The 22,903-nt window shown below is 71.5% G+C and carries 22 protein-coding genes and 1 tRNA gene; 14 read left to right on the top strand and 9 right to left on the bottom strand.

What is annotated here, in order from left to right:
* The 12 genes from mltG to recN form a co-directional block, all read left to right on the top strand.
* Nucleotides 1-1,100 (top strand): endolytic transglycosylase MltG (gene mltG, locus PHA29_RS08050; protein ID WP_333491385.1); only part of this gene is annotated, 1,100 nt, incomplete at its 5' end.
* Nucleotides 1,097-1,594, top strand: a complete 498-nt coding sequence (locus PHA29_RS08045) for a YqeG family HAD IIIA-type phosphatase (RefSeq protein ID WP_270405140.1) — start codon at nucleotides 1,097-1,099, stop codon at nucleotides 1,592-1,594. The genes mltG and PHA29_RS08045, both read left to right, overlap by 4 nt.
* Before the next feature lie 7 nt (nucleotides 1,595-1,601).
* Nucleotides 1,602-2,135, top strand: a complete 534-nt coding sequence (locus PHA29_RS08040; protein ID WP_270405141.1) for a shikimate kinase — start codon at nucleotides 1,602-1,604, stop codon at nucleotides 2,133-2,135.
* Entirely contained in the window at nucleotides 2,132-3,250 is a 1,119-nt protein-coding gene (locus tag PHA29_RS08035; protein WP_270849085.1) for a hypothetical protein, read from the top strand. The genes PHA29_RS08040 and PHA29_RS08035 overlap by 4 nt, the downstream gene beginning before the upstream one ends.
* A 71-nt stretch (nucleotides 3,251-3,321) precedes the next feature.
* On the top strand, nucleotides 3,322-4,452 hold the full coding sequence (locus PHA29_RS08030) for a M24 family metallopeptidase (RefSeq protein WP_270849084.1): 1,131 nt from the start codon (nucleotides 3,322-3,324) through the stop codon (nucleotides 4,450-4,452).
* A gap of 113 nt (nucleotides 4,453-4,565) precedes the next feature.
* Entirely contained in the window at nucleotides 4,566-5,129 is a 564-nt protein-coding gene (gene efp / locus PHA29_RS08025; protein ID WP_270405144.1) for an elongation factor P, read from the top strand.
* Between the two features lie 168 nt (nucleotides 5,130-5,297).
* The gene (locus PHA29_RS08020) at nucleotides 5,298-5,660 is read left to right on the top strand and encodes an Asp23/Gls24 family envelope stress response protein (protein WP_270405145.1); all 363 of its coding nucleotides are present in this window, start codon (nucleotides 5,298-5,300) and stop codon (nucleotides 5,658-5,660) included.
* Between the two features lie 3 nt (nucleotides 5,661-5,663).
* Nucleotides 5,664-6,149, top strand: coding sequence for a transcription antitermination factor NusB (gene nusB / locus PHA29_RS08015; RefSeq protein ID WP_270405146.1), 486 nt, complete (start codon nucleotides 5,664-5,666; stop codon nucleotides 6,147-6,149).
* Between the two features lie 4 nt (nucleotides 6,150-6,153).
* On the top strand, nucleotides 6,154-6,438 hold the full coding sequence (locus PHA29_RS08010) for an exodeoxyribonuclease VII small subunit (protein WP_270405147.1): 285 nt from the start codon (nucleotides 6,154-6,156) through the stop codon (nucleotides 6,436-6,438).
* Between the two features lie 2 nt (nucleotides 6,439-6,440).
* Complete coding sequence (locus tag PHA29_RS08005; protein ID WP_270849083.1) at nucleotides 6,441-7,244, top strand: TlyA family RNA methyltransferase; 804 nt, start codon at nucleotides 6,441-6,443, stop codon at nucleotides 7,242-7,244.
* Nucleotides 7,241-8,110, top strand: coding sequence for an NAD(+)/NADH kinase (locus tag PHA29_RS08000; RefSeq protein ID WP_270574183.1), 870 nt, complete (start codon nucleotides 7,241-7,243; stop codon nucleotides 8,108-8,110). The genes PHA29_RS08005 and PHA29_RS08000 overlap by 4 nt, the downstream gene beginning before the upstream one ends.
* Complete coding sequence (gene recN, locus PHA29_RS07995; RefSeq protein ID WP_270849081.1) at nucleotides 8,100-9,731, top strand: DNA repair protein RecN; 1,632 nt, start codon at nucleotides 8,100-8,102, stop codon at nucleotides 9,729-9,731. Before PHA29_RS08000 ends, recN begins: the two co-directional genes overlap by 11 nt.
* 43 nt (nucleotides 9,732-9,774) lie before the next feature.
* Here recN and PHA29_RS07990 read toward each other — a convergent pair whose 3' ends face one another.
* The 9 genes from PHA29_RS07990 to aroF form a co-directional block, all read right to left on the bottom strand.
* Nucleotides 9,775-11,547, bottom strand: coding sequence for an FUSC family protein (locus PHA29_RS07990; protein ID WP_270849079.1), 1,773 nt, complete (start codon nucleotides 11,545-11,547; stop codon nucleotides 9,775-9,777).
* A gap of 77 nt (nucleotides 11,548-11,624) precedes the next feature.
* A complete protein-coding gene (aroQ, locus tag PHA29_RS07985) occupies nucleotides 11,625-12,065 on the bottom strand; it encodes a type II 3-dehydroquinate dehydratase (RefSeq protein WP_270849077.1) in 441 nt (146 codons plus the stop codon).
* Between the two features lie 12 nt (nucleotides 12,066-12,077).
* Complete coding sequence (locus PHA29_RS07980) at nucleotides 12,078-13,343, bottom strand: shikimate kinase (RefSeq protein WP_270849075.1); 1,266 nt, start codon at nucleotides 13,341-13,343, stop codon at nucleotides 12,078-12,080.
* Nucleotides 13,343-14,488: a bifunctional chorismate mutase/prephenate dehydratase gene (locus PHA29_RS07975; protein ID WP_270849073.1), complete on the bottom strand. Its 1,146-nt coding sequence runs from the start codon at nucleotides 14,486-14,488 to the stop codon at nucleotides 13,343-13,345. The genes PHA29_RS07980 and PHA29_RS07975 overlap by 1 nt, the downstream gene beginning before the upstream one ends.
* A 10-nt stretch (nucleotides 14,489-14,498) precedes the next feature.
* Nucleotides 14,499-15,647 (bottom strand): chorismate synthase, encoded by a 1,149-nt coding sequence (gene aroC, locus PHA29_RS07970; RefSeq protein ID WP_270849071.1) that lies wholly within the window; start codon nucleotides 15,645-15,647, stop codon nucleotides 14,499-14,501.
* An 8-nt stretch (nucleotides 15,648-15,655) separates the two neighbouring features.
* A complete protein-coding gene (aroA, locus tag PHA29_RS07965) occupies nucleotides 15,656-16,972 on the bottom strand; it encodes a 3-phosphoshikimate 1-carboxyvinyltransferase (RefSeq protein WP_270574189.1) in 1,317 nt (438 codons plus the stop codon).
* Entirely contained in the window at nucleotides 16,966-18,069 is a 1,104-nt protein-coding gene (aroB, locus tag PHA29_RS07960; RefSeq protein WP_270849069.1) for a 3-dehydroquinate synthase, read from the bottom strand. The genes aroA and aroB overlap by 7 nt, the downstream gene beginning before the upstream one ends.
* Before the next feature lie 9 nt (nucleotides 18,070-18,078).
* A complete protein-coding gene (locus PHA29_RS07955) occupies nucleotides 18,079-18,975 on the bottom strand; it encodes a prephenate dehydrogenase (protein WP_408612042.1) in 897 nt (298 codons plus the stop codon).
* A gap of 2 nt (nucleotides 18,976-18,977) precedes the next feature.
* Entirely contained in the window at nucleotides 18,978-19,997 is a 1,020-nt protein-coding gene (gene aroF / locus PHA29_RS07950) for a 3-deoxy-7-phosphoheptulonate synthase (RefSeq protein ID WP_270405158.1), read from the bottom strand.
* A 200-nt stretch (nucleotides 19,998-20,197) separates the two neighbouring features.
* Between aroF and PHA29_RS07945 the strand changes: the two genes are divergently transcribed.
* Together PHA29_RS07945 and PHA29_RS07940 are read left to right on the top strand one after the other, a co-directional pair.
* Nucleotides 20,198-20,274: transfer RNA gene (locus PHA29_RS07945), tRNA-Arg, on the top strand.
* Nucleotides 20,275-20,356: 82 nt separating this feature from the next.
* On the top strand, nucleotides 20,357-22,903 hold a 2,547-nt coding region (locus PHA29_RS07940; RefSeq protein WP_270849064.1), incomplete at its 3' end, for an HAD-IC family P-type ATPase.

Below are 22,903 nucleotides of genomic sequence, written 5' to 3'. Positions count from 1 at the left end.
ATCGCACGACGCCGCGGCCCGCACCCGTCCGCCCGGTGAGGCCGCGCGTCGCCCGCAAGCGCACCTCGCCGGCGGCGGTCGCCGCGGGCGTCATCGTCGCCGTCGCGGTCGCCGTCGTGCTCGCGGTCCTCGTGGTGCCGCGCGTCGGGGCCCTCGTCGGGGGCGCCTTCGCCCCCGCCGTCGAAGCCGGCCAGGAGGTCCGCGTCACCGTCGCCCAGGGCGCCTCGGGCGACGAGATCGCCCAGACCCTCTCCGAGAACCACGTCATCGACCGTCCTCAGGACTATTACGCCGCCGTCGAGCAGCTCGGTGCGGCCCAGTCCATCAAGCCGGGCGACTACCTGCTCTACACCGGCATGGACCCCGTGGACGTCGTGAACCAGCTCGTCGAGGGCCCCAACGCCGGCAACCAGCTCACCGTCCAGGAAGGCCTCACCGTCGCCCAGACGGCGGCGCGCGTGGAGGAGGCCCTCGGCATACCCGCTGACGAGTTCCTCGCGCAGGCGAAGGCGTCCAACTACGCCGCCGACTACCCGTTCGTCGAGGGCGCCTACGACGACTCCCTCGAGGGGTACCTGTACCCCAAGACCTACACCTTCACCGAGGGGGCGACCGCCGACGACGTCATCCGCGCCATGCTCGACCAGTTCGAGGTGGAGACTGAGGGGCTCGACCTCGCATCGGGCACGAATGGCCTCACCGCCCAGCAGATCGTCTCCATGGCCTCGCTTATCGAGCGCGAGACGGCCGTCGAGCAGGAGCGCCCGGTCGTCGCGAGCGTGATCTACAACCGGCTCGACGCCGGCATGTACCTCCAGATCGACGCCGCGATCGTCTACGCCCGCGGCGGGGGCAGCGACCCGGTCACCTATTCCGACCTCGAGATCGACTCCCCCTACAACGTTTACACCAACCTCGGCCTCACACCCGGGCCCATCTGCAGCCCCTCGGTCTCCTCGATCGAGGCCGCGCTCAACCCCGATGAGACCGACTACCTGTACTACGTCGCCTCCCCCGAGGGAGACGGCACCCATCGCTTCAGCTCGGACTACGCCCAGTTCGAACGCGACAGCCAGGCCTATGCGGAGTCCCTGTCATGAGCATCCTGTCCCCGAAACGCTACGTCTCCCGTGTCGAGCGCATCGACCTCGACGCCCTGTGGGCCGCCGGCAAGCGCGCCATCATGCTCGACCGCGACAACACCCTCGTGCCGCGCGACCGCGCCTGCGCGCCCGATTCGGTCGCCGCGTGGCTCGACCATGCCCGCGAGCTCGGTTTCAAGCTCTACATGGTCTCCAACAACTGGCATCGCGACCAGGTGGAGCGCTCCGCCGCCGAGCTCGGGCTCGACAGCATATGCTTCGCCTGCAAGCCGCTCCCGTTCGCCCTCACGCGCGCCCTCGCGCGCATGGGCGTCGCCCGCGAGGCCGCCGTGCTGATCGGCGACCAGCTCTACACCGACGTCTGGTCGGCCAACCTCGCCGGGGTCGATTCGATCCTCGTCAAGCCCCAGACCCATGTCGACCTGTGGTACACGCGCATCTTCCGCATCTTCGAGCGCAGGGCCCTGCGTCGCGTGCCCTGCGAGGAGTAGGGGCGAGATGACCGGTTCCGTGAAGCGGGGGAGCGACCATATCTTCTTCATCGGGTTCCTCGGTGCGGGCAAGTCCACGCTCGCGCGCAACCTCGGGAGGATGTTCAACCGGCGCTACGTCGACACCGACCGCATGGTCGAGCGGCGGCGCGGCCTGAGCGTCACCCGCATCTTCGAGCGCGAGGGCGAGCCGCGGTTCCGCGAGCTCGAGACCGAGGCGCTCGCGTCGCTGTCCCAGGAGCGCAGCCTGCTGGTCTCCTGCGGCGGGGGCATCGTCGAGACCCCCGAGAACATCGTCCTCATGCGCGAGATGGGCTACTGCGTCTACCTCGAATGCGATATCGGCGACTCCCTGCGGCAGATACGCCGCCGGGACACGCGCCCCGACTTCCGCTCCGCCGAGCACGCCGAGCGTCTGCTCGCCCACCGTCGGCCCCTGTACGAGCAGGCCGCCGACCTGACCGTCGACATCCGCGGCAGGAGCTTCAAGGATGTCTCCTATCTGTGCGCCGAGATGCTTTTGGAGCGTGGTTTGCTATGACCGTCCGCCGTCAGCTCGTCAACTTCGGGACCACCTGCACCGACTACCGGGTCGGGGATTCGGTGATGGACGATCTGCCCCGGATCCTGAAGAACGTGGTGGGCGCCCCCAAGCGCGCGCTCGTCGCCCTCGACGGCTCATCCGAGCAAACAACCGATGACGCCGTGCGGCGCGCGCTCGTCGACATCGGGTTCGAGGTCTTCCGCTACGAGGCCGCCGACGACGGGGGGCTCGAGGGCTTCGACGCCGCGGGCCGTCTGCTCGCGGCCTTCGCGGAGCGCGGCCTCACCGCCGACGACCTCGTGGTCGCCGTGGGCGGCGTGCGCCTGTGCTCGGTCGTCTCGCTCGCCGCCGGCCTGTGGTGCGACGGCATGTCCTGCGCGGCGATCCCGCAGACCCTCGACGCCATGTGCACCCTGACGACCGCCATGCGCCCGCTGTCGGTCGGGGGGGTGGACGAGGTGGTGTCGGCGCGCCCGCGCTGGGACATGGTCGTCTGCGACCTCACCCGCGTCCTCGGCCGGCCGGTCGAGGAGCTCGGGGCGGGCTACGTCACCATGCTCGGGACCGCGCTCGCCGAGAGCCGCCGCGCGTGGGACCAGTTCCCCGAGCGCATCGAGGGCATGGTGGCCGGGGACGCGGTCGCCTTCACCGGGGCACTCTGCAAGACCCAGGGGGCGCGCGCCGGGGCCATTCGCTCCGCCAGCCCCTCGGCGCGCACCGCGCTCGGCTACGGCGCCTCGACGGCTCGCGCCCTCGCCGCCTGCCTGGGGCCGGGCGTCCCCTGGTACCGCCTGCTCGCCGAGGGCATGCGCTTCGAGGCCCGGCTCGGGCACGACGTCTGCGACCTCGACGTCGACGTCATCTTCGAGCAGGACGACCGCCTCGAGGACCTGGGGGTCGAGGAGGTGCCCTTCGAGCTCGACGCCGACCGCTTCGTCTCCGCGCTCAAGGCGGACCGCTTCCTGCGCTCCAACCGCTTCATGCTGTCGCTCCCCAAGCGCCCCGGCACGATCCGCCTCTCGTCCGTCGACGACGAGGTGCTCGCGCGCCATGCCGAGGCCTTCCTGGCCTCGCGCGCGGAGCTGCTCGCCGAGACGGGCGCCGGGAACTGACGGCGCGCGCCGGGAGCGCTAGAATCGTGTTCGCACGACCTAGACCATCGGAACACGGAAAGGACCGGGCTATGACCGATACCGTTCACGGGCCCGCGGGCCGCATCGCGCGGCTGCGCGCCCTCATGTCCGAGCGCGGCTACGACGCCGTCGTCATCCGCGACGAGGCGAACCTGCGCTGGCTCACCGGGGCGACCGGGGTGTTCGACTACACCTTCGAGTTCCCGCACGCCGCCTTCATCACCGAGGACGCGTGCTTCCTGCACACGGACTCGCGCTACTTCAACACCTTCGCCGAGCGGCTGCCCGAGGGGCATCCCTGGCAGGTCGATATGGACGGCTTCGACATCCCCGGCTGGGTCGCCCAGCGCGCGCTCGAGACGGCGAGCCGCACGGTCGCGATCGAGGACGACATGCAGCTGTCGTTCTACCAGGGCATCGTCCGCGGCCTCGAGGACCGCTCCATCGCGGCGGCCCTCCCGCAGATGCACGGCGACATCCGCCGCATGCGCGCGGTGAAGGACGCCGAGGAGGTCGAGCTCATGCGCTCCGCGCAGGCCATCACCGACGCCGCCTTCGAGCACATGCTCTCCTTCCTGCGCCCCGGCCTCACGGAGAAGCAGGTCCGCACCGAGCTCGAGACCTTCATGTACGACCACGGTGCCGACGGGCTCGCCTTCGACTCCATCGTCGCCTCGGGCCCCAACACCGCGAACCCCCATGCCGTCCCGAGCGACCGCGTCATCGAGCGCGGCGACCTGGTGCTCATGGACTACGGCGCGCGGTACCGGGACTACGACTCCGATATGACCCGCACCGTGGTCATGGGCGCGCCCTCCGATGAGCAGCGCGCGATCTACGACCTCGTCCGGCGCACGCACGAGGAGTGCGCCGCCGCGGTTCACGCGGGCGTCGACGGCTCCGACATCCACAACCTGTCGGTGAAGATCATCTCCGATGCGGGCTACGGCGACTTCTACGGCCACGGCCTCGGCCACGGCGTCGGCATCGAGATCCACGAGCTGCCCAACTTCGGCCGCCGCAGCAACATCGTCGAGGCCGGCTCCGTCATCACCATCGAGCCGGGCGTCTACCTGCCCGGGGTGGGCGGCGTGCGCCTGGAGGACTACGGCCTGGTCACGGAGGAGGGCTTCGAGCCGTTCACCCGCAGCCCCCACGAGCTCCAGGTCGTCGACTGCTGATCCTTAGGCGACGCCCCTCATGCGGGCCCGCGCGGCGCGTGCGCGTTTTGCGCAGGCCCCCCTTCCGTCGTATACTGTCACAGTTACCTGCATCGAGTGAGAAAGGCTTCTCCATGGCATCGATCACCACCGCCGATTTCAAGAACGGCCTCGGCCTCCGCATCAAGGACAAGGTCTGCACCATCGTCGAGTTCCAGCACGTCAAGCCGGGCAAGGGCGGCGCCTTCGTCCGCTACAAGACCAAGGACATCAAGACCGGCCGCGTCGTCGAGAACACCTGCAACGCCGGCACCAAGTTCGAGAGCGTGACGCTGACCACCACCGAGATGCAGTACCTCTACAACGACGGCGACCACTACTACTTCATGAACATGGAGACCTACGACCAGGTCCCCGTGCCCGTGGACTTCATCGGTGACAACTCCAAGTGGCTCAAGGAGAACGACGTCTGCCAGCTGCTCTACGCCGACGACGAGCTCATGGGCGTGAACCCGCCGATGTTCATCGAGGTCGAGGTCACCGAGACCGACCCCGGCTTCAAGGGCGACACCGTCCAGGGCGGCACCAAGCCCGCCGTCATCGAGACCGGCGCCACCGTCCAGGTCCCGATGTACCTCAACGTCGGCGAGAAGATCAAGGTCGACACCCGCGACGGGAAGTTCGTCTCCCGCGTCTAGCCGTCTTGCGACCGGGTTCGCGCACAGGGCGGGGCTTTCGGGTCCCGCCCTTTTTTCGTCGTGCGCCGATGTCGCGCGCGCACGGCCGCGCGGTTGGGGTATCGTGTAGACTGGTTCGGTGACCCGAGCCGTACCTCCAGACCTGATCCAAAGGAAATGGGTGAGAACATGTCTTCAGAGATCCGGATCGACGGCCTCGCCATCGCTCCCGAGGTGCTTTCCATCATCATCTCCCGCTCCGTCGAGGAGGTCGAGGGCATCGCGTCGGTGGGCGTGCGCGACCTGGCAACCAACCTGGTGTCGATGTTCTCTGCCAAGCCCTCCGCCTCCTCGCTGCCTCCCATCGAGGCCGAGGTCGAGGGCGACCGCCTGCACATCACCGTCCGCGTGACCGTGTTCTTCGGCTATCCGTTCAAAAAGCTCGCCGAGGCGGTGCGCGCCGCGGTGGTCAAGGCCGTCGACGGCCAGGTCGGCGTCGGCGTCAGCGCGGTCGACGTCTGCATCGACGGGCTCGTCTTCCCCAAGGAGTAGCTCTTGAGTTTGAAAGTTGAGCGCGGGCGCACGCTCGCCCGCTCCCAGGCCCTCCAGATCCTGTTCCAGGCCGAGGCGCGCGACCTCCCGGTGAACGACATCCTCGAGGGCGACTACCTGTTGTCCAAGGGGCCGCTCGACCCCTACGCCGTCGCGCTCGCCCGCGGCTGCTACGCCCATCTCGACGCCATCGACGACGCCCTGCACGCGGTGTCGGACAACTGGAGCCTCTACCGCATGCCGAGCGCCGACCGCAACCTGCTGCGCATCGCCGTGTACGAGATGCGCCTGCTGGGCGACCCGTCGCTCTCGGACCCCATCATCATCAACGAGGCGGTCGAGATCGCCAAGGCATACGGCACCGACCGCTCCGCGCGCTTCGTCAACGGCGTGCTCGGCCGCATCTCCCGTTCCTCCGCGCTTCCCGGTCAGCCCGAGGCGGCACCGGAGCCCGCACCCGCTGACGGCGCGACCGAGGACGCGGAGTAGCCCCATGGCCGAGTCCACCGTCCACAACTTCGACGACATCACCGCGCGGCTCGACGAGATCATCTCCACCGTGCGCTCCAAGGACACCTCCCTGGAGCGCAGCCTCGACCTGTTCGACGAGGCGATCGCGCTCGGCTCCAAGGCCGTCGACATGGTCGACGCCTTCGAGCTCACCCCGCGCGAGGAGGACGAGCTCGCCGCCCGGATGGATGAGGACGCCTCTGTCGAGGCCGCCGGAGGGGAGCAGGAGCCCGCAGCCGGGTCTGAACCGGACGGGGAGACCGCGTAGCCATGCGTCGCGGGCGCGTGGACGACGAGCTCATCGCCCAGGGCCTTGCCGCGGACCGCGACGAGGCCCTGCGCCTGTGCATGGCGGGGCTCGTCTCGTGCGGCGGGGGGCGGCTCGAGTCGCCGGCTGCGCGCATCGAGCCCGGCGCCTCGATCCATGTGAAGGGGAGGATCCCGTACGTCGGCCGCGGCGGGCTCAAGCTCGCGGGCGCGCTCGACGCGTTCGGCGTGGACCCCACGGGCCTCACGTGCATCGATATCGGGTGCTCGACCGGCGGCTTCACCGACTGCCTCCTCCAGCGCGGCGCGGCCCGCGTCGTCGCGGTGGACGTCGGGCGCGCGCAGTTCGCCTGGAGCCTGCGCCGCGACCCGCGGGTCACGCTGCTCGAGCGCACCAACATCGTCGACGTGCCCGCGCAGGGGTTCTCCGGCGCCTTCGACCTCGCCGTCTGCGACGTCTCGTTCACCGGCATCGGCGTGATTCTGCCCGCCGTCATGGAGCTGCTCGGTGATCGGGGCAGGTTCCTCACCCTTGTGAAGCCCCAGTTCGAGGCGGCGCCCGACGAGGTGGGCGCCGGCGGCGTGGTCCGCGACCCCGCGGTCCACGCCCGCGTCCTCGAGCATGCCATCGCCCTGTTCGCCGAGTCCGGGCTGTATCCCGTCGACCTCTGCGCGTCCCCCATCACGGGGGCGAAGGGCAACCGCGAGTTCTTCCTGCTCGGTGACCGGGCACTGGCCGGGCGGGAGGGTCCCGAGGCGCTCGGGAGCCAGGTGGAACGGCTGGTCGAAAGGTCGAAGACGCTATGAAGATCTTCCTCGTCCCCAACTATCAGAACGATGAGGCCGTCCAAAGCGGCCTCACCCTGGAGCTCTGGCTCACCCGCCAGGGCTACGAGGTCGCCTGGGCGCGCGACCCGCGCTCCCTGATCGAGACCGCGCCCGACGACGTCGTCGACGGCAGCGGGCTGGTGATCTCGCTGGGCGGGGACGGCACGCTGCTGCGCGCCGCCCGGATCGTGGGCTCCCGCGAGATTCCCATCCTCGGGCTGTCCTACGGCCATCTGGGCTTCCTCACCGCGGCGAGCCCCGCTGAGCGCGACATCCTCGGGGTGGTCGCCGACGCGCTGGCCGGCGAGATGCACGTCAGCCGCCGCGCGACGCTCGACTGCGAGGTCACCGCCGTCTCCGAGGACGGCGCGGTTGAGACCGTGCGCGCCTGCGGCCTGAACGACATGGCGCTCACCCGCGGCCCGCTCTCCGAGATGGTCGAGTTCGACGTCTCGGTGTCCGGCCACCATATCGACCGGTTGCGCGGCGACGGCGTGGTGGTCTCGACGGCCACGGGGTCGACGGGCTACGCCCTGTCGGCCGGCGGGCCCATCGTCAGCCCCGAGTTCACCGGCCTCGTGTTCGTGCCCATCGCCGCCCATACGATCCAGGCGCGGGCCTTCCTGACCTCCCCGGCCGACGCGGTGGAGATCGCCGTCTCGCACGACCGCCCCTCGGATCCCGCGATCTCCGTCGACGGCCAGTTCGTCACCTGCGCGGGCCGCATCGAGCGCGTCGTCGCCCGGCGCGGGGACGCCGACGTGCTTCTGCTCGACTACGGTCCCGAGAGTTTCTACAACTCGGTCTCCAGGGTCTTCTACGGGGTGCGCGGCCATGATCGATGACATCCGCGTCGAGAACCTCGCCCTGATCGGCGAGGCGGAGCTGGAACCCTGCGCGGGGCTGACCGTCCTCACCGGCGAGACGGGGGCGGGCAAGACCGCCCTGCTGTCCGCCTGCAAGCTGCTCATGGGCGAGCGCGCCGACTCCGCCATGGTCCGCGAGGGGGAGGCGGCCGCCGTCGTCGAGGGCCGCGTGTTCGCCGGGCCGCACGACACGGAGGGCACGGTCGTGTCCCGCCGCGTCTCGGCCGACGGGCGCAGCCGCGTGCGCATCGACGGCGCGCTCGCCAGCGTCCGCGAGCTCTCCGAGCGCGTCGGCTCCCAGATCGACCTGTGCGGCCAGCATGAGCATCAGCGCCTGCTGGACCCCGCGTCCCATGTGGGGATGGTCGACGCGTGGGCGGGACCGACGGTCTCCGCCGCGCTCGAGGCCTACCGTGGGGCGCTGCGCGCCGCGCGCGCGGCCGAGCGCGAGCTCGCCCGCGTCGAGGAGGCCGCGCGCACCCAGGGGGCCAGGATCGAGGAGGCGCGCTTCGCGCTCGAGCGCATCGAGGAGGCGGATCCGAAACCCGGGGAGCTCGAGGAGCTCGAGGAGAGCCTGCCGCGCGCCGAGCACGCCGAGGCGCTCGCCGTATGCGCCAACGACGCGGAGGCCGCCCTCTCCGACGAGGGGGGAGCGCTCGACGGCCTGAACGCCGCCATCTCCGAGCTCGCGCGCATGGGCGCGGTCGACGCGCGCCTCTCCGAGTTCGCCGACGAGCTCTCCTCGGCGGCCATCACCATCGAGGACGCGGCCTCCGAGCTGCGCAGGTACCGCGACGGCGTCGAGTACGACCCCGCCCGCCTCGCCGCCGCCCAGCAGCGCCATGCGGACCTCAAGGGGCTCATGCGCCGGTTCGGCCCGCGGATGGAGGACGTCTTCGCGCGCCGCGACGAGGCGCGCGAGCTGCTCTCGCTCGTCGACGACGCGGAGGCGCGCATGCGCGCGGCCCGGGAGGCGCGCGAGCGCGCGGAGGACGAGCTCCGCGGTGCCGCCCGCGCCCTCACCCGGGCGCGCGATGCCGCGGCCCCTCGGTTCTGCCGCGAGGTGGGCAAGCAGATGGCGCGCCTCGAGATGGGCCGCGCCGAGCTCGTGTGGGAGAGCCGGGAGCTCCCCCGCAGCGCGTGGACCGACGCCGGCCCGCGCTCCTGCGAGCTGCTCTACCGCAGCGGGCCGGGGATGACCCCGCGGCCGCTGCGCCGGATCGCCTCGGGCGGCGAGCTCTCGCGCGTGATGCTCGCCTCCAAGGTCGTCCTCGGGGAGGCGGACGGCGTCGACACGCTCGTCTTCGACGAGGTCGATGCGGGCGTCGGCGGCTCGGTCGCCCGGGCCCTCGCCCTCGTCCTCGCCGACCTCGCGCGGACGCACCAGGTGATCGTCGTCACCCATCTCGCCCAGGTCGCGGTGATGGGGGAGCGCCACTACGTCGTCGAGAAGCTCGACGGCGAGATGCCGCGGACGACCCTGCACCAGGTGTCCGGCGACGCGCGCGTGGCGGAGGTCGCGCGCATGCTCTCCGGCGACACCGCCCGGGCCTCGCTCGACCACGCCCGTCAGATGCTCGCCGAGGCGGGCCGCCTGTAGGGCGCCTGACGGCAGGCCGGGCGGCGGCCTGCCCGCTTCCGCCTCATGACGCCAGGCGCCGGCCGTTCTCCACGTAGCGGTGCAGCGCGTAGCGCAGGTCGTCGGAGGCCACCTCGTCGATCAGGGCCACGGTGGCATGGGAGGTCGACGAGACCGCCGGCCGCCCCTTGAGGCGCATGGCGAGCGTCCGCACGAGCGCGAGGTCCCCTTCGGGCAGCTCACCGGACTGCACGAGGTACTCGACCTGCTCCACCTCCGAGAACATGTGCCACAGCACCACGAGGCGCCCCGTCTCGCGCGAGCGCTCCGCCGCGTCGTCGAGTCCCTGCGCGTAGGCGTAGGCCTCCTCGTACACCAGATGGAACGCGGAGAGCATCTCGCCCGACCGGTGAAGCGGCACATGGCGCACCACGCTGGCCGCCACGAGGTCCCAGTACGCGTCCTCGATCCTCATGAGCTGCCGCTTGTTGCCCTCGTAGATGCGCTCGCGGCGGGAGGGCAGGACGAACCGGTTCACCACGAGCACGATCGCGACCGCCAGCAGCACGAACAGCAGGCGGAGCGCCATGGCCGTCGCCTCGCCGATGGTCAGCGAGGCCATCATGAGCGCGAACGAGCTCGAGAACACGGCCTGCTGCCAGCTCCCGGGGGTGCAGGCGTAGACGAACAGGATCATGACCATGCAGAAGGCGTAGACGGCGAGGGTCCCCTGGACCACGTGGCCGCAAGCGAACACCAGGATGCATCCGAGCGCGGTCCCCACCGGGCGCGTGCGCATGCGGTGGGCGCTCTCCTCGTAGCTCGGCATGAGGAGGAGGAAGGCGTTGAGGGGCAGCCAGTACACGTGCTCGAACCCCCACAGCAGGCTGATAGTCGAGGTGGTCGCCATCACCGCGGCGAGCCGCGTCGCGAAGCGGAACTGCGCGGCGTCCGGGTCGATGAGGTCGAGCACTGACCGCAGGACCTCGCGCGCCGGCGCCATGCCCGCGGCGGCGAGCCGCCGGCCCCGCGCGGGCTCGTCGGATACGATGAGCATGAGGGTGTGGAGCATGCTGCGGAAGAAGATCCTCACGCGCCCCTCGGGCATCTCGACCAGGTCGAGCAGCATCTGGAGGCACCGTCTGATCACGGCGTGCTCCTCGGGCGTCCGCGCGGCGCGCACCTGGCGCACGAGCGCGGCCAGGTCGTGGAAGGACGACGGGTCGGGGGCGCGCTCGTCCCCGCGCTGCCACGAGGCGTCGTCAAGGAGGTAGACGGCCCGCTGGAACAGCGTCGCGTAGAGGTAGTAGCGCATGGCGACGCCGTCCGGCGCGCGCACGAGCCCGCGGGCGCGGTAGCACAGCCGGTCGAAGGCGCGCTCCAGCGCGGTCGCCTCGGAGGCGAGCGACTCGGCGCCCTCGCCCTCGGCGATGCGGTCGAGCACCTGCGCGAGGGTCTCGAGGCCCTCGTCGAGGTCGCGCTCGGGGTGCGGCGCGCGCCCCTTCAGCCATCGCGTGAGCGCGAGGAGGAAGGGGACGGCGGCGTTCAGGGCGACGCACCATCCCGCCCCCGTCGTCGCCAGGTGGGCCAGCGCGTTCAACGCGATCAGGGAGACGGCGACGCGGGGGAGGAGCTCGAGGGGGATGACCGCGTTGCGGCGCGTGCGGAAGATGACGATGACCGGGGAGATGACGAGGGTGTAGGCGGAGCCGAACAGGGCCGTGATGGTCGCGAACAGGAGGGTGTAGAGCGCTCCGGAGCTCAGCGCGCCCGCGATGCGCGCGCCTACGTCGCGGCCCGTGCGCGCGGCGCGGCCGAATGCGCCCGTTCCCTCCATGATCCCCGTTTCCCCGTATCGCTCGAACCTTCCCGGACCCCGCCGTACGCCGCCCCGGATGCGGCGGCCCGTGCGGCCTAGCGGGCGGACAGGCGGGCGGCGAGCAGCCTCAGGGCGTGGGCGTAGCCCTCGAGGCCCTCGCCGGTCACCGTCGCGAAGCAGGCGCCGCGCACATACGACACCTGGCGGAAGGCCTCGCGCGCGTCGACCTCGGAGATGTGGACCTCGACCGCGGGGAGGCTGACCGCCTTGAGCGCGTCGAGCAGCCCCACGCTCGTGTGCGTGTACGCCGCGGGGTTGATGACGATCCCGTCGTAGCGTCCGTACGCGTGCTGGATCATGTCGATGAGGTCCCCCTCGTGGTTGGACTGCACGACCTCGACCTCGTCGAACCCCGCCTGCCCCCCGGCGTCCCGGCACAGCGAGACGAGGTCGTCGTAGGTCCGGCGGCCGTAGATATCCGGTTCACGGATGCCGAGCATGTTGAGGTTGGGGCCGTTGACGACCAGGGCCTTCATGGTTCCTCCTATCTAGGGCTCCGACGGGTGCGGAGCCGCGATCATGGCGGGCAGCTGCGCGGCGACGGCGGAGGCGGTCGCCCGGGCGCTCTCGCGCGACGCGACGACGATGTCCGCCCAGGCGCGGTAGCGGCCCATCCGCTCCGCGGCGAGCTTCTCCACGCCGTCCCGGGCGGACAGGGGCCTTCCCTTGCTGGAGAGCTCGCCGAGCGGGCGGTCGAGCATGACGATCAGGCTGTTCTGGTGCAGGAGCGGGTAGTTTCCCTCCCGCGTGACCACGCCCCCTCCGCACGAGAGCACGATGCCCGAGCGGCGGGAGAGCTCCGCCAGGCAGGCGGTCTCCCGGATGCGGAAGGCGTCCTCGCCCTCGCGCTCGATGAAGGAGGCGCATGACTCGCCCAGCTGCGCGGCGAGGACGTGGTCGGCGTCGACGTGCTCGCGCCCGAGGAGGCGGGCGAGGGCGGCCCCGACCCGCGTCTTACCCGAGCCCGGCATCCCGATCAGGGCGATGTTCTGCTCGGTCGCGGACAGGGCCGCCGTGACGGACGCGATGCGCCCGGCGTCCACCGCCTGCCCGGTGTAGCGCTCGACGGCCTGGGCGGCCTGGGCGACGAGCATGGCGAGGCCGCCCGCGCACGGGATACCGCGCCGCTCGGCCTCCATCATGAGCGCCGTGCGCGCGGGGTTGTAGACGATGTCGATGACGGCCTCGAGCCCGTCGAGGCCGTCGAGGGTGCAGGGGGCCGCGGGGCAGGAGGGGTACATGCCCACGGGCGTGCAGTTGACCAGAAGCGCCGCGTCGGCGTAGCGCGGGAGGTCCCGGTACGTGACGGCGCCCGTGCGGCCCACGGAGACGGGGTCCGCCCCGGCGTCGGCGAGGACCCGCATGACGGTCGAGCCCGCCCCGCCGCTCCCGCCGAGCACGAGGGCGGTCTTGCCGCGGACCTCGGCGCCGGTCGAGTCGAGCAGGAAGCGGAAGCCGAAGTAATCGGTGTTGTCGCCCCGCAGGCGCCCGTCGGGCAGGCGGACGATGGTGTTCACGTTGCCGAGCCGCTCGGCGACGTCGCTCAGCTCGTCCAGATAGGCCATGACCGTACGCTTGTAGGGGATGGTGACGTTCACGCCCTCCCACGCGCCGCCGGCTAGGAACGCCTCGACCTCGTCGGGCTCGCGCTCGAAGCGGACGTAGTCGAGCCCTGCGAGCTCGCGGTAGATGAGCGGGGTGTAGCTGTGGCCGAGGGTGCGGCCGAGCAGGCCGAAGGGCCGGTTCGCGCTCACTAGACCACCTCCGTGTAGGTGCCGAAGTACGTGCAGCGCTCGCACACGTCGTCGAGGGCGTCGAGCAGCACGTCGAGCGGTCGGCTCCCGGCGGGGCAGTCGAGGTCGAAGTAGAACATGAACTCGAAGTCGCGCCCGGGGATCGGACGGCTCTCGAGCTTGACGAGGTTGACGTCCAGCGCGTAGAAGCGCTCGAGGACCCGGTACAGGGAGCCGGGCTCGTGGTTCACCGTCAGCATGAGGGAGGTGCGGGTCGCCCCGGGGAAGACCTGCGGCTGCGAGGAGATGACGATGAAGCGCGTGTAGTTGTGGTCGGTGTCCTGGACGTCGGACTCCAGGACGTCGAGGCCGTAGAGGCCCGCGCAGGCGCGCGAGGAGAGCGCCGCGACGTCGCGCCGGTCGCTTCGCGCGACGAGCTCCGCCGCCATGGCGGTGTTGGGCGCGACGCGCACCCGGCAGCCCAGGCGCTCGAGGAAGCCGGCGCACTGCGCCACCGCCTGCTCATGGGAGTGGACCTCGGTGATGTCGGCGAGCCGGGTCCCGGGCTTGGCGAGCAGCTGGTGGTCGATCTTCAGGCGCAGCGACCGGACGATGGAGAAGCGGTACTGCGCGAGCAGGTCGTACACGGCGTTCACGGAGCCCGCCGAGGAGTTCTCGATCGGTACCACGCCGTAGTCGCAGAACCCGTCGCGCACGGCGCGGAAGACGCCCTCGAAGGTGCTGAAGTACGTGATGCTCGGCACGCGGAACAGCCGGCACGCGGCGATCTGGCTGTACGCCCCCTCGACCCCCTGGCACGCCACCGTGGCGGTCGTGGGGAAGGGGGAGTCGACGTCGAGGTAGGAGGCGCGGGCGACGGCCGAGGGGGCCTCGGGGTCGCCGGCGCGCATGACCTTCTGCTGCTCGGCCTTGTTCATGCTCATGAGCAGGGAGAACAGGCTCGTCACATAGGGCTCGAGCTCCCCGGGCACCGCCGCGGCGGCGCGGGCGAGCTTGTCGCGCTCGCGCGCGGGGTCGAACACGGCGCGGCCGCTGCCCCGCTTCGCCTCGGCGACGGCCGACGCGAGGCCCATGCGCTCGCAGAACAGCGAAAGGATGCCGTCGTCGATCTCGTCGATGCGGGCGCGGATATCGGTCAGGTCCATCGCGGTCCCCCTAAGGTAGCGGTCGGGTCGTGTTCTCGCCCCGCTCGGGGGCGCGGTACAGCTCCTGGAATCGCCCGTCCTCCAGCAGGGCGTCGAGCAGGGCGAGCGCGCAGGCGGCCTCGGCCACGGGCACCGCGCGCGGGACGATGCAGGGGTCGTGGCGCCCGCGGACGGTGAGCTCCGTGTCCGCGCCCTCGTCCATGTCGACGCTTCTCTGCACGTGCCCGATCGAAGGCGTCGGCTTGACGGCCATCTGCCAGACGACGGGCGCGCCCGTCGTGATCCCGCCCAGGATGCCGCCGGCGCGGTTGGTCTCGGTGCGGACGGCGCCGCCGACCATGCGGTAGGCGTCGTTGTTCTCGCTGCCCTTGAGGTACGCGGCGCCGAAGCCCGCGCCGAAGTCGACGCCCTTCACCGCGGGGATCCCGAACGCGATCCGCGCGATGCGGTTCTCGATGCCGTCGAACATCGGGTCGCCGACGCCCGCGGGCATGCCGTAGGCGGCGCACTCGACGACCCCGCCGATGCTGTCGAGCTCGGAGCGGGCGGAAAGGATCGCCTCCCGCATGCGGGAGGCCGCGTCGGCGTCGATGCAGGGCAGCTCGTGTGAGGCGATGGCGGCCAGCTGCCCGGGGTCGGCCTCCATCGGGTTCAGCGGCTCGTCGGGGATGCCCTCCGGGCCGAGGTTGGCGATGTGGGCGGCGACGCGGACGCCGCAGCCCTCGAGCGCCTGAAGGGCGATGCCGCCGGCGACGCACAGCGGTGCGGTGAGGCGGCCGGAGAAGTGCCCGCCGCCGGCGACGTCGTGCATGTTGCGGTACTTGATGCGCGCGGGGAAGTCGGCGTGCCCGGGGCGGGGAACCCGGCGCAGCCCGGCGTAGTCTCCCGAGCGGGTGTCCGCGTTGCGGATGATCGCGGCGAGCGGCGCGCCGTCGGTGCGCCCGTCGGTGACGCCCGCGACGAACTCGGGGGCGTCCGCCTCCCGGCGCATGGTCGCCGTGTCCGACCGGCCCGGCGCACGGCGGTCGAGGAAGCGCTGGAGGGCGTCGAGGTCGAGCTCGATGCCCGCGGGGAGCCCGTCGAGGGAGCAGCCGATGGCGGGCGAGTGGGACTGCCCGAAGATCGACAGGTGGATGACGTTGCCGAAGACCGATGCCATGGGTGCCCCTACTCCCCGGAGAGCTCGACGAGGCCGCCGAGCGCGCGGTAATGGTCGAAGAACGACGGATAGGACTTGGCCACCGCCTCCGCGCCGCGGATCTCGACGGGCCCGTCGCAGCGGACCGCCGCGACGGCTGCCATCATCGCGATGCGGTGGTCGTTGTGCGCGTCCACCGTGCCGCCGGCGAGGCGCCCGACGCCGTGGACAACCAGGCTGTCGCGGTCGATCTCGACCTGCGCGCCCAGTGCGTTGAGCTCCGAGGCCGTCGTCGCCAGGCGGTCGGACTCCTTGATGCGCAGGCGCGCGCAGTCGCGGATGACCGTCGTGCCCTCGCAGCAGGAGGCGACCGCGGAGATGACCGGGACGAGGTCCGGGATGTCCTGCGCGCTCATCGAGAAGGCGTGCAGGCGGTCGGGCTGCACGGTCGCCGCGTCCGAGGCGCGCTGCGTGCGCGCGCCGAAGCGCGAGAGCGCGGCAAGCACGTTGCGGTCGCCCTGGGCGGAGGTGAGGGACACGCCGCGCACGGTGACGGGCTGGGAGCCGAGGGCCCCGGCGCAGAGCCAGAAGGCGGCGTTGGACCAGTCGCCCTCGACGGTCACCTCGCCCGGGGTGCGGTAGGGCCGGCCGCCGGCGCGGAACCGGGTGACCTCGTCGATGCCGTCCGCCGCGACGCCGCGCTCGATCGCGACGTCCACGCCGAAGGCCTTGAGTGCCTGGACGGTGAGGTTGATGTAGGGGCGGCTCTCGATGCGCCCGTGGACCTCGATCTCGCTCGGGCCGGGGAGCAGCGGGAAGGCGAGCAGCAGCCCGGAGATGAACTGGGAGCTCACCGAACCGGGCAGCACGAAGCGCCCCGGACGCAGGCGCCCGCGGGCGGTGAGCGGCAGGCCGTCCCCCTCGATATCGCAGCCGGCGGCCTCGAGCTCGTCGGTGAGCGGGGAGAGCGGGCGCGACCCCAGGCGCCCCGCGCCGACGAAGGTGGCGCCCGCGCCGAGGGCGCAGGCGACGGGCAGCATGAACCGCAGGGTGCTCCCGGACTCCCCGGCGTCGAGCTCGGCGCCCTGGAACGCCTTGAGGATCCCGAGCTCCACGCTCTTGGGGACCGGGTGCACCTCGAACCCGTCGTCGACCCGGGCGATGCGCGCGCCGAGCGCCGTGAGGCAGCGCACGGTGGCGTCGATGTCGGCGCAGGTGGTGTTGCAGACGACGTGCGTGGTGCCACTCGAGAGCGCGGCGGCGATGATCATGCGGTGCGCCATGGACTTCGAGGCGATGGCGGGCACGCTGCCGGACAGCGGCCGGGGTGTGATGCGGGCTAGCATTCGGGCTCATCTCCGTTCTCGTCCAGTCCGTCGCCGATCAGGGCGCGGAACTCGGTCAGGGGGACGCGCTCGATCGAGCACGCGCCGATTCTATGGGGTATCACCAGGTCGATGTCGTCCCCGGTGCGCTTCTTGTCGTGCAGGGCGGCGGCGAACAGCTCGTCCGCGCCGCGGTCGGTGCGGGTGGCGAGCCCATGGGCGGCGGCGAGCGCCTCGATGCGCGCGGGGACCTCGGCCGGGCACGCGCCGCGCGCCGCGGCGGCGCGCGCGATGGCGACCATGCCGATCGCCACGCAGGTCCCGTGCCCGGTGCGGTAGCGGTCGCAGGCCTCCACGGCGTGGCCGATGCTGTGGCCGAAGTTCAGCAGCTTCCGCACGCCGGACTCGCGCTCGTCGGCGGCCACGACCGCGCGCTTGATGTCGATGTTGCGGGCGATGAGCAGCGCGGTGCGCTCGACGTCGCGCATGAGCAGGTCGAGGGTGAGCGGCGTGCGCTCGAGCTCGGCGAACAGGTCCGCGTCGGCGATCGCGGCGTGCTTCACGACCTCGCCGCAGCCGTCGGCGAACTGAGCGGGCTCGAGCGTCGCCAGGCAGCCCACGTCCGCGACGACGGCGCTCGGCTGCCAGAAGGCGCCCGCGAGGTTCTTCCCCGCTTCGAGGTCGATCGCGGTCTTCCCGCCGACCGAGGAGTCGACCATGGCCAGCAGGCTCGTGGGCACCTGGACCAGCCGGCAGCCGCGCATGTAGGTCGCGGCGGCGAAGCCGGCGACGTCGCCCACCACGCCGCCCCCGAGCGCCACCACCACGTCGGTGCGGGTGAGCTCGCGCGAGGCGAGGAACTCGAGGATGGAGATGTAGGTCTGCGCGCGCTTGCTGCGCTCGCCCGCCTCGAAGGTGAAGACCCCCGTCTCGTATCCCGCCTCCTCGAGCCCCGTCTTGACGGGGGCCGCGTAGAGCGGGCCGACGTTCGAATCGGTCACGATCACGGCGCGCCGCCCCCCGGCGGCCTCGCGCGCGATGGCGCCCACGCGCTCGAGCAGGAAGGTGCCGATATGGACGCGGTAGGGGGTCGAGGCATCGACATCGAGGGTGTACACGGTTCCTCCTTACTCGCCGTCGCGCTCGTCGTCGAGGGAGCGCTTGATGCGGTCGCCCTCCGCGAGCAGCATGCGGAGCCGGTCGCGGTCGCCCGCGTCGAGCGCGTCGCGGTAGGCGCGCAGCGCGTCGACGAGCCAGCCGATCTCGCGCGACAGGTTCTCCGCGTCGTCCATCATGAGCTCGGCCCACATGGGGGCGTTCAGATGCGCGACGCGCGTGAGGTCGCGGTAGCTCCCCGCCGAGAAGCCGTGATGGGAGCGGGCGGTGGGGCTCTTGACGTAGGCGTTGGAGACCACGTGGGCGAGCTGGCTTGTGAAGGCGATGACGCGGTCGTGCTCGGCGGGGTCGGTCACGCTCATGGACCCGAAGCCCGCCGGGGCGAGCAGGGTGTTCACGCGGTCGAGCAGAAGCAGCCGCGCTATGTCGTCTGAGGGCGGGGGCGTGAGGACAATGGGCGCTCCGCGGAACAGGTCGGGGCGCGCGAAGGCGAACCCCGAGTTCTCCGCGCCCGCCATGGGATGGGCCCCCACGAAGGCGAACCCGTGCTCGGCGGCCAGGGCGAAGGCCTCGCCGCAAACCGGGCCCTTGACGCCCGCGGTGTCGATGACGACCGGGCCGGTCCCGGCCGCGACGTCGGAGCACGAACCGAGCAGCTCGGCGTGGTCGCGCAGCCACGACACGCACGCCGCCGGGTAGGCGGCGAGCACGATGAGGTCGCAGCGGCCCACGGAGGCGTCGTCGAGCTCGCCCGCGACGGTCTCGACCATCGCCGCCGCGAGGACGTCCGGATCCGTGTCGTAGGCGAGGACCTCCGCGCCCGCGGCGCGGAAGGCGCGGGCGAAGCTGCCCCCGATGAGCCCGAGCCCGAGGATGCCGACGGTCATGCCGTCACGTTCGCCGGCCACGGCTACTCGCCGTCCGCCGCGATCACGGAGCGGATGGCGCGGATGCGCTCCATCGTCCGGTCGAACTGGTCGGGGGTGAGGGCCTGGGCGCCGTCGGACCAGGCGCGCTCGGGGCGGTCGTGGACCTCGATCTCGAGGCCGTCGGCACCTGCCGCGCAGGCGGCGAGCGCCATGGGCTCGACGTAGCGGGTGTACCCGGTGGCGTGGCTCGGGTCGGCCACCACCGGGAGGTGGGAGAGGTGGTGCAGGACGGGGACGGCGTTCAGGTCGAAGGTGTTGCGCGTGCGCGTCTCGAAGGTGCGGATGCCGCGCTCGCACAGGATCACGTTGGGGTTCCCCTCGCTCATGATGTACTCCGCCGCCATGAGCAGCTCGTCGATGGTCCCGGACATGCCGCGCTTGAGCAGCACGGGGACCTGGGTCTTGCCGACCTCCTTGAGCAGGCTGAAGTTCTGGGCGTTGCGGGCGCCGACCTGCATGACGTCGATGCCCTTGTCCACGAACAGGCCCACGTCGCGCGGGTCCATGACCTCGGTCACGATGGGCATGTCGAGCTCCTCGGACGCCTCGCGCAGCAGGTCGAGGCCGGCGGCCCCCATCCCCTGGTAGGCGTACGGGGAGGTGCGGGGCTTGAACGCGCCCCCGCGCAGCATGGTGGCGCCGGCGGCCTTCACGCGGCGCGCGATGGCGATGAGGTTGTCGCCCTCGACCGAGCACGGCCCGGCGATCACCTGGAAGGCGCCGCCGCCGATCCGCACGCCGTGCCCGCAGTCGACCACCGTGTCGGCGGGGTGGAACTTGCGGTTGGCCTTCTTGAAGGGCTCCGAGACGCGCTGCACGCGCTCGACGATGTCCATCGACTCGAGCAGGAAGGGGTCGATGCGCGTGGTGTCGCCCACAAGGCCGATCACGATCTCGTTCTCGCCGTAGCTGACGTCGGTCTGCAGCCCCTTGCCCTCGATCCAGGAAACGAGGTGGCCGACGGCCTCGTCAGATGCGGTCTTGCGCAGTATCGCGATCATGGTGCCTCCCTCGCGGCGTCCGGCCGCGGCGTGTCGTGTGTTCGGGTAAGGAAGCAGTGTATACCAAAGACGCGGGGGAGCGGGGCGGGGGAGGTAAGGTGGCGAAGTTGTAACCCCGCGGCCTCCCGCGGGGGCGTTCGGGTCGATTTTGTGAACGGTGGCGCGCGCCGGCGCATACCGCTATAATCGTTCTCCGTTGCGCCCCATTAGCTCAGGGGATCAGAGCGTCTGCCTCCGGAGCAGAAGGCCGTTGGTTCGAATCCGACATGGGGCACCACCGATGAGACGGAGAACCGTGCACCCGCCAGGGGCCGGTTCTCTTTTCATATGCGAGCCACCACGAGAACCGGGGGAGCGCCATGGACGACCGCGACCGCTCATCCGACCGAACCTCCGCCGCGCCCGACGCGCGCCTCGACGGCCTCACCCTCGACGAGGTGCGCGAGCGCATCGAGGCGGGGCAGGTCAACGTCAACATGGAGCTCAAGACCAAGTCGGTCCGCGAGCTCGTGGCCGAGAACGTCTGCACGCTGTTCAACCTCATCAACGTCGTGCTCGCCGCCCTCGTCATCGCGACCGGCTCCTTCAAGAACCTCACCTTCCTCGCGATCGTCCTGCTGAACACCGGCATCGGCATCTTCCAGGCCCTGCGCTCCAAGCGCATGGTCGACCGCCTCACCCTGCTCGTGAGCAAGCGCGCGACCGTGATCCGCGAGGGGGCCGAGACCGAGATCGACCTTGACCAGATCGTCCTGGGCGACCTCGTGCGCCTCGCGCGCGGCGACCAGATCCCCGCCGACGCGGAGGTGGTCTCCGGCGAGGCGCTCGTCAACGAGAGCCTCCTCACCGGCGAGAGCGACCTGATCCGCAAGCTCCCGGGATCCAAGCTCATGAGCGGCAGCTTCGTCGACTCCGGCGTCGTCTGCGCGCGGGTCGAGCACGTGGGCGCGGACAACTACGTCGCCCGCATCAACAACGAGGCGAAGTACGTCAAGAAGGTCAACTCCGAGATCATGCGGGCGCTCGACTCGATCGTCCGGTTCGCGAGCGCCATCATGCTGCCGCTCGGCATCGCCCTGTTCCTCTCGAGCGCCTACGAGTCCTACGCGGCCGCCGGCACCCGGCAGTCCGTCTTCGCCTGGCTGCTGTCCGGGGACGCCGCGTGGTCGGACGTCTCGGCGGCCATCCTGTCGACCGTGGGGGCCCTTCTGGGCATGATCCCGCAGGGCCTCGTGCTGCTGACCTCCTCGGTCCTCGCCATCGCCACCTTCCGCCTCGCGCGCCGCCGCGTGCTCGCCCAGCAGCTCTACTGCATCGAGACCCTCGCGCGCGTCGACGTCCTGTGCCTCGACAAGACGGGCACCATCACCTCGGGGCGCATGGAGGTGGCCGGCGCCTACGCCTTCGATGCGGACGGGCGCGCGGTCCCGCTCGAGGACGCCGACGCCGCCTACGGGCGCGAGGTCGACTTCGCGCTGTGCGGGATCGCCCGCGCGACCGCCGCGGACGCCAACGAGACGTGCCGCGCGCTGCTGTCCCATTACTCCGCGCGCCCCTGCGAGCAGGCCAAGGCGCTCACGGTCGTGCCGTTCTCGTCCTCCAAGAAATGGAGCGGGGCCACGTTCGCGCAGGGCTCCTACGTCATGGGCGCCGCGCAGTTCGTCCTGGCGCCCGACCGCTTCGCGCGGATCTCCGACGCCGTGGACGCGCTCGCCGACACCTGCCGCGTGCTCGTGGTCGCCCGGGTCCCGGGCTTCACCGAGGACGGATCGATGGCGGGCGCGGCCGAGCCGCTGGGGCTCGTCGCGATCCGCGACGAGATCCGCCCGTCGGCCGCCGAGACCGTGCGCTACTTCACGAACCAGGGCGTCACCCTGAACGTCATCTCGGGCGACGACCCGCGCACCGTCTCCTCCATCGCCCGCGTCGTGGGCATCCCGGGGGCGGAGGCCTTCGTGGACGCCACGACCCTCGACACGCCCGCCAAGATCGAGGCCGCCATCGACCGCTACCGCGTCTTCGGGCGCGTCACGCCCCAGCAGAAGCGCGACCTGGTCGTGGCGCTCAAGGCGCGCGGCCACACGGTCGCCATGACGGGCGACGGCGTGAACGACGTCCTCGCGCTGAAGGAGGCGGACTGCTCGGTCGCGATGGCGGCGGGGTCGGACGCCGCGCGCAACGTGGCCGAGATCGTGCTCGTCGACAACGACTTCGCCTCCATGCCCGCCGTCGTCGCCGAGGGCCGCCGCTCCATCAACAACCTCCAGCGCTCCGCGGCGCTCTTCCTCACCAAGACCCTGTTCTCCATGGGCCTCGCGGCCCTGTGCATCTTCTGGCCGCCCTATCCGTTCCAGCCCATCACGATGACCCTCATCAACTTCTTCTGCATCGGCTTCCCGAGCTTCGTCCTGGCGCTCGAGCCCAACCGCGCGCGCGTCCAGGGGAGGTTCCTCACCAACGTGCTGAGGCGCGCGTGCCCCGCGTCGGCGGCGGTGCTCGTCGGGTGCTCGCTGTGCATGCTCGCCGCCCATGCGGCGGGGCTGGGCGAGCGGGAGCTCTCGACGATGTGCCTCATCGCGACCGCGTCGGTGGGCTGCTGCCTCATCTGGCGGATCAGCTGGCCGTTCACCCGCCTGCGCGCCGCGCTCTTCGCCGCTGTGGTCGCCGGCCTCGTCGGCGGCATCGCGCTGTTCCCCGCGTTCTTCTCCATCGCCCCGCTCGGGGCGGGCCTGCTCGCGCTCACCGCCGCCGTGTCGGTCGCGGGCTGCGCGCTGTTCTTCGTCCTCGCCGGGGCCGTCGACCGCCTGGGGGGCCGCCGCGCCCGCTCGGCCACCGGGTTCGGGCGCGGGGTCAGGGTGTCGCTCGGCCACGGGCGGCGCACCGTCACCTCGACCGGCTCCGCCGCG

Source organism: Candidatus Collinsella stercoripullorum (assembly GCF_027669965.1).
GTDB lineage: Bacteria > Actinomycetota > Coriobacteriia > Coriobacteriales > Coriobacteriaceae > Collinsella > Collinsella stercoripullorum.
This window is presented reverse-complemented; position numbering and strand designations above follow the sequence as displayed.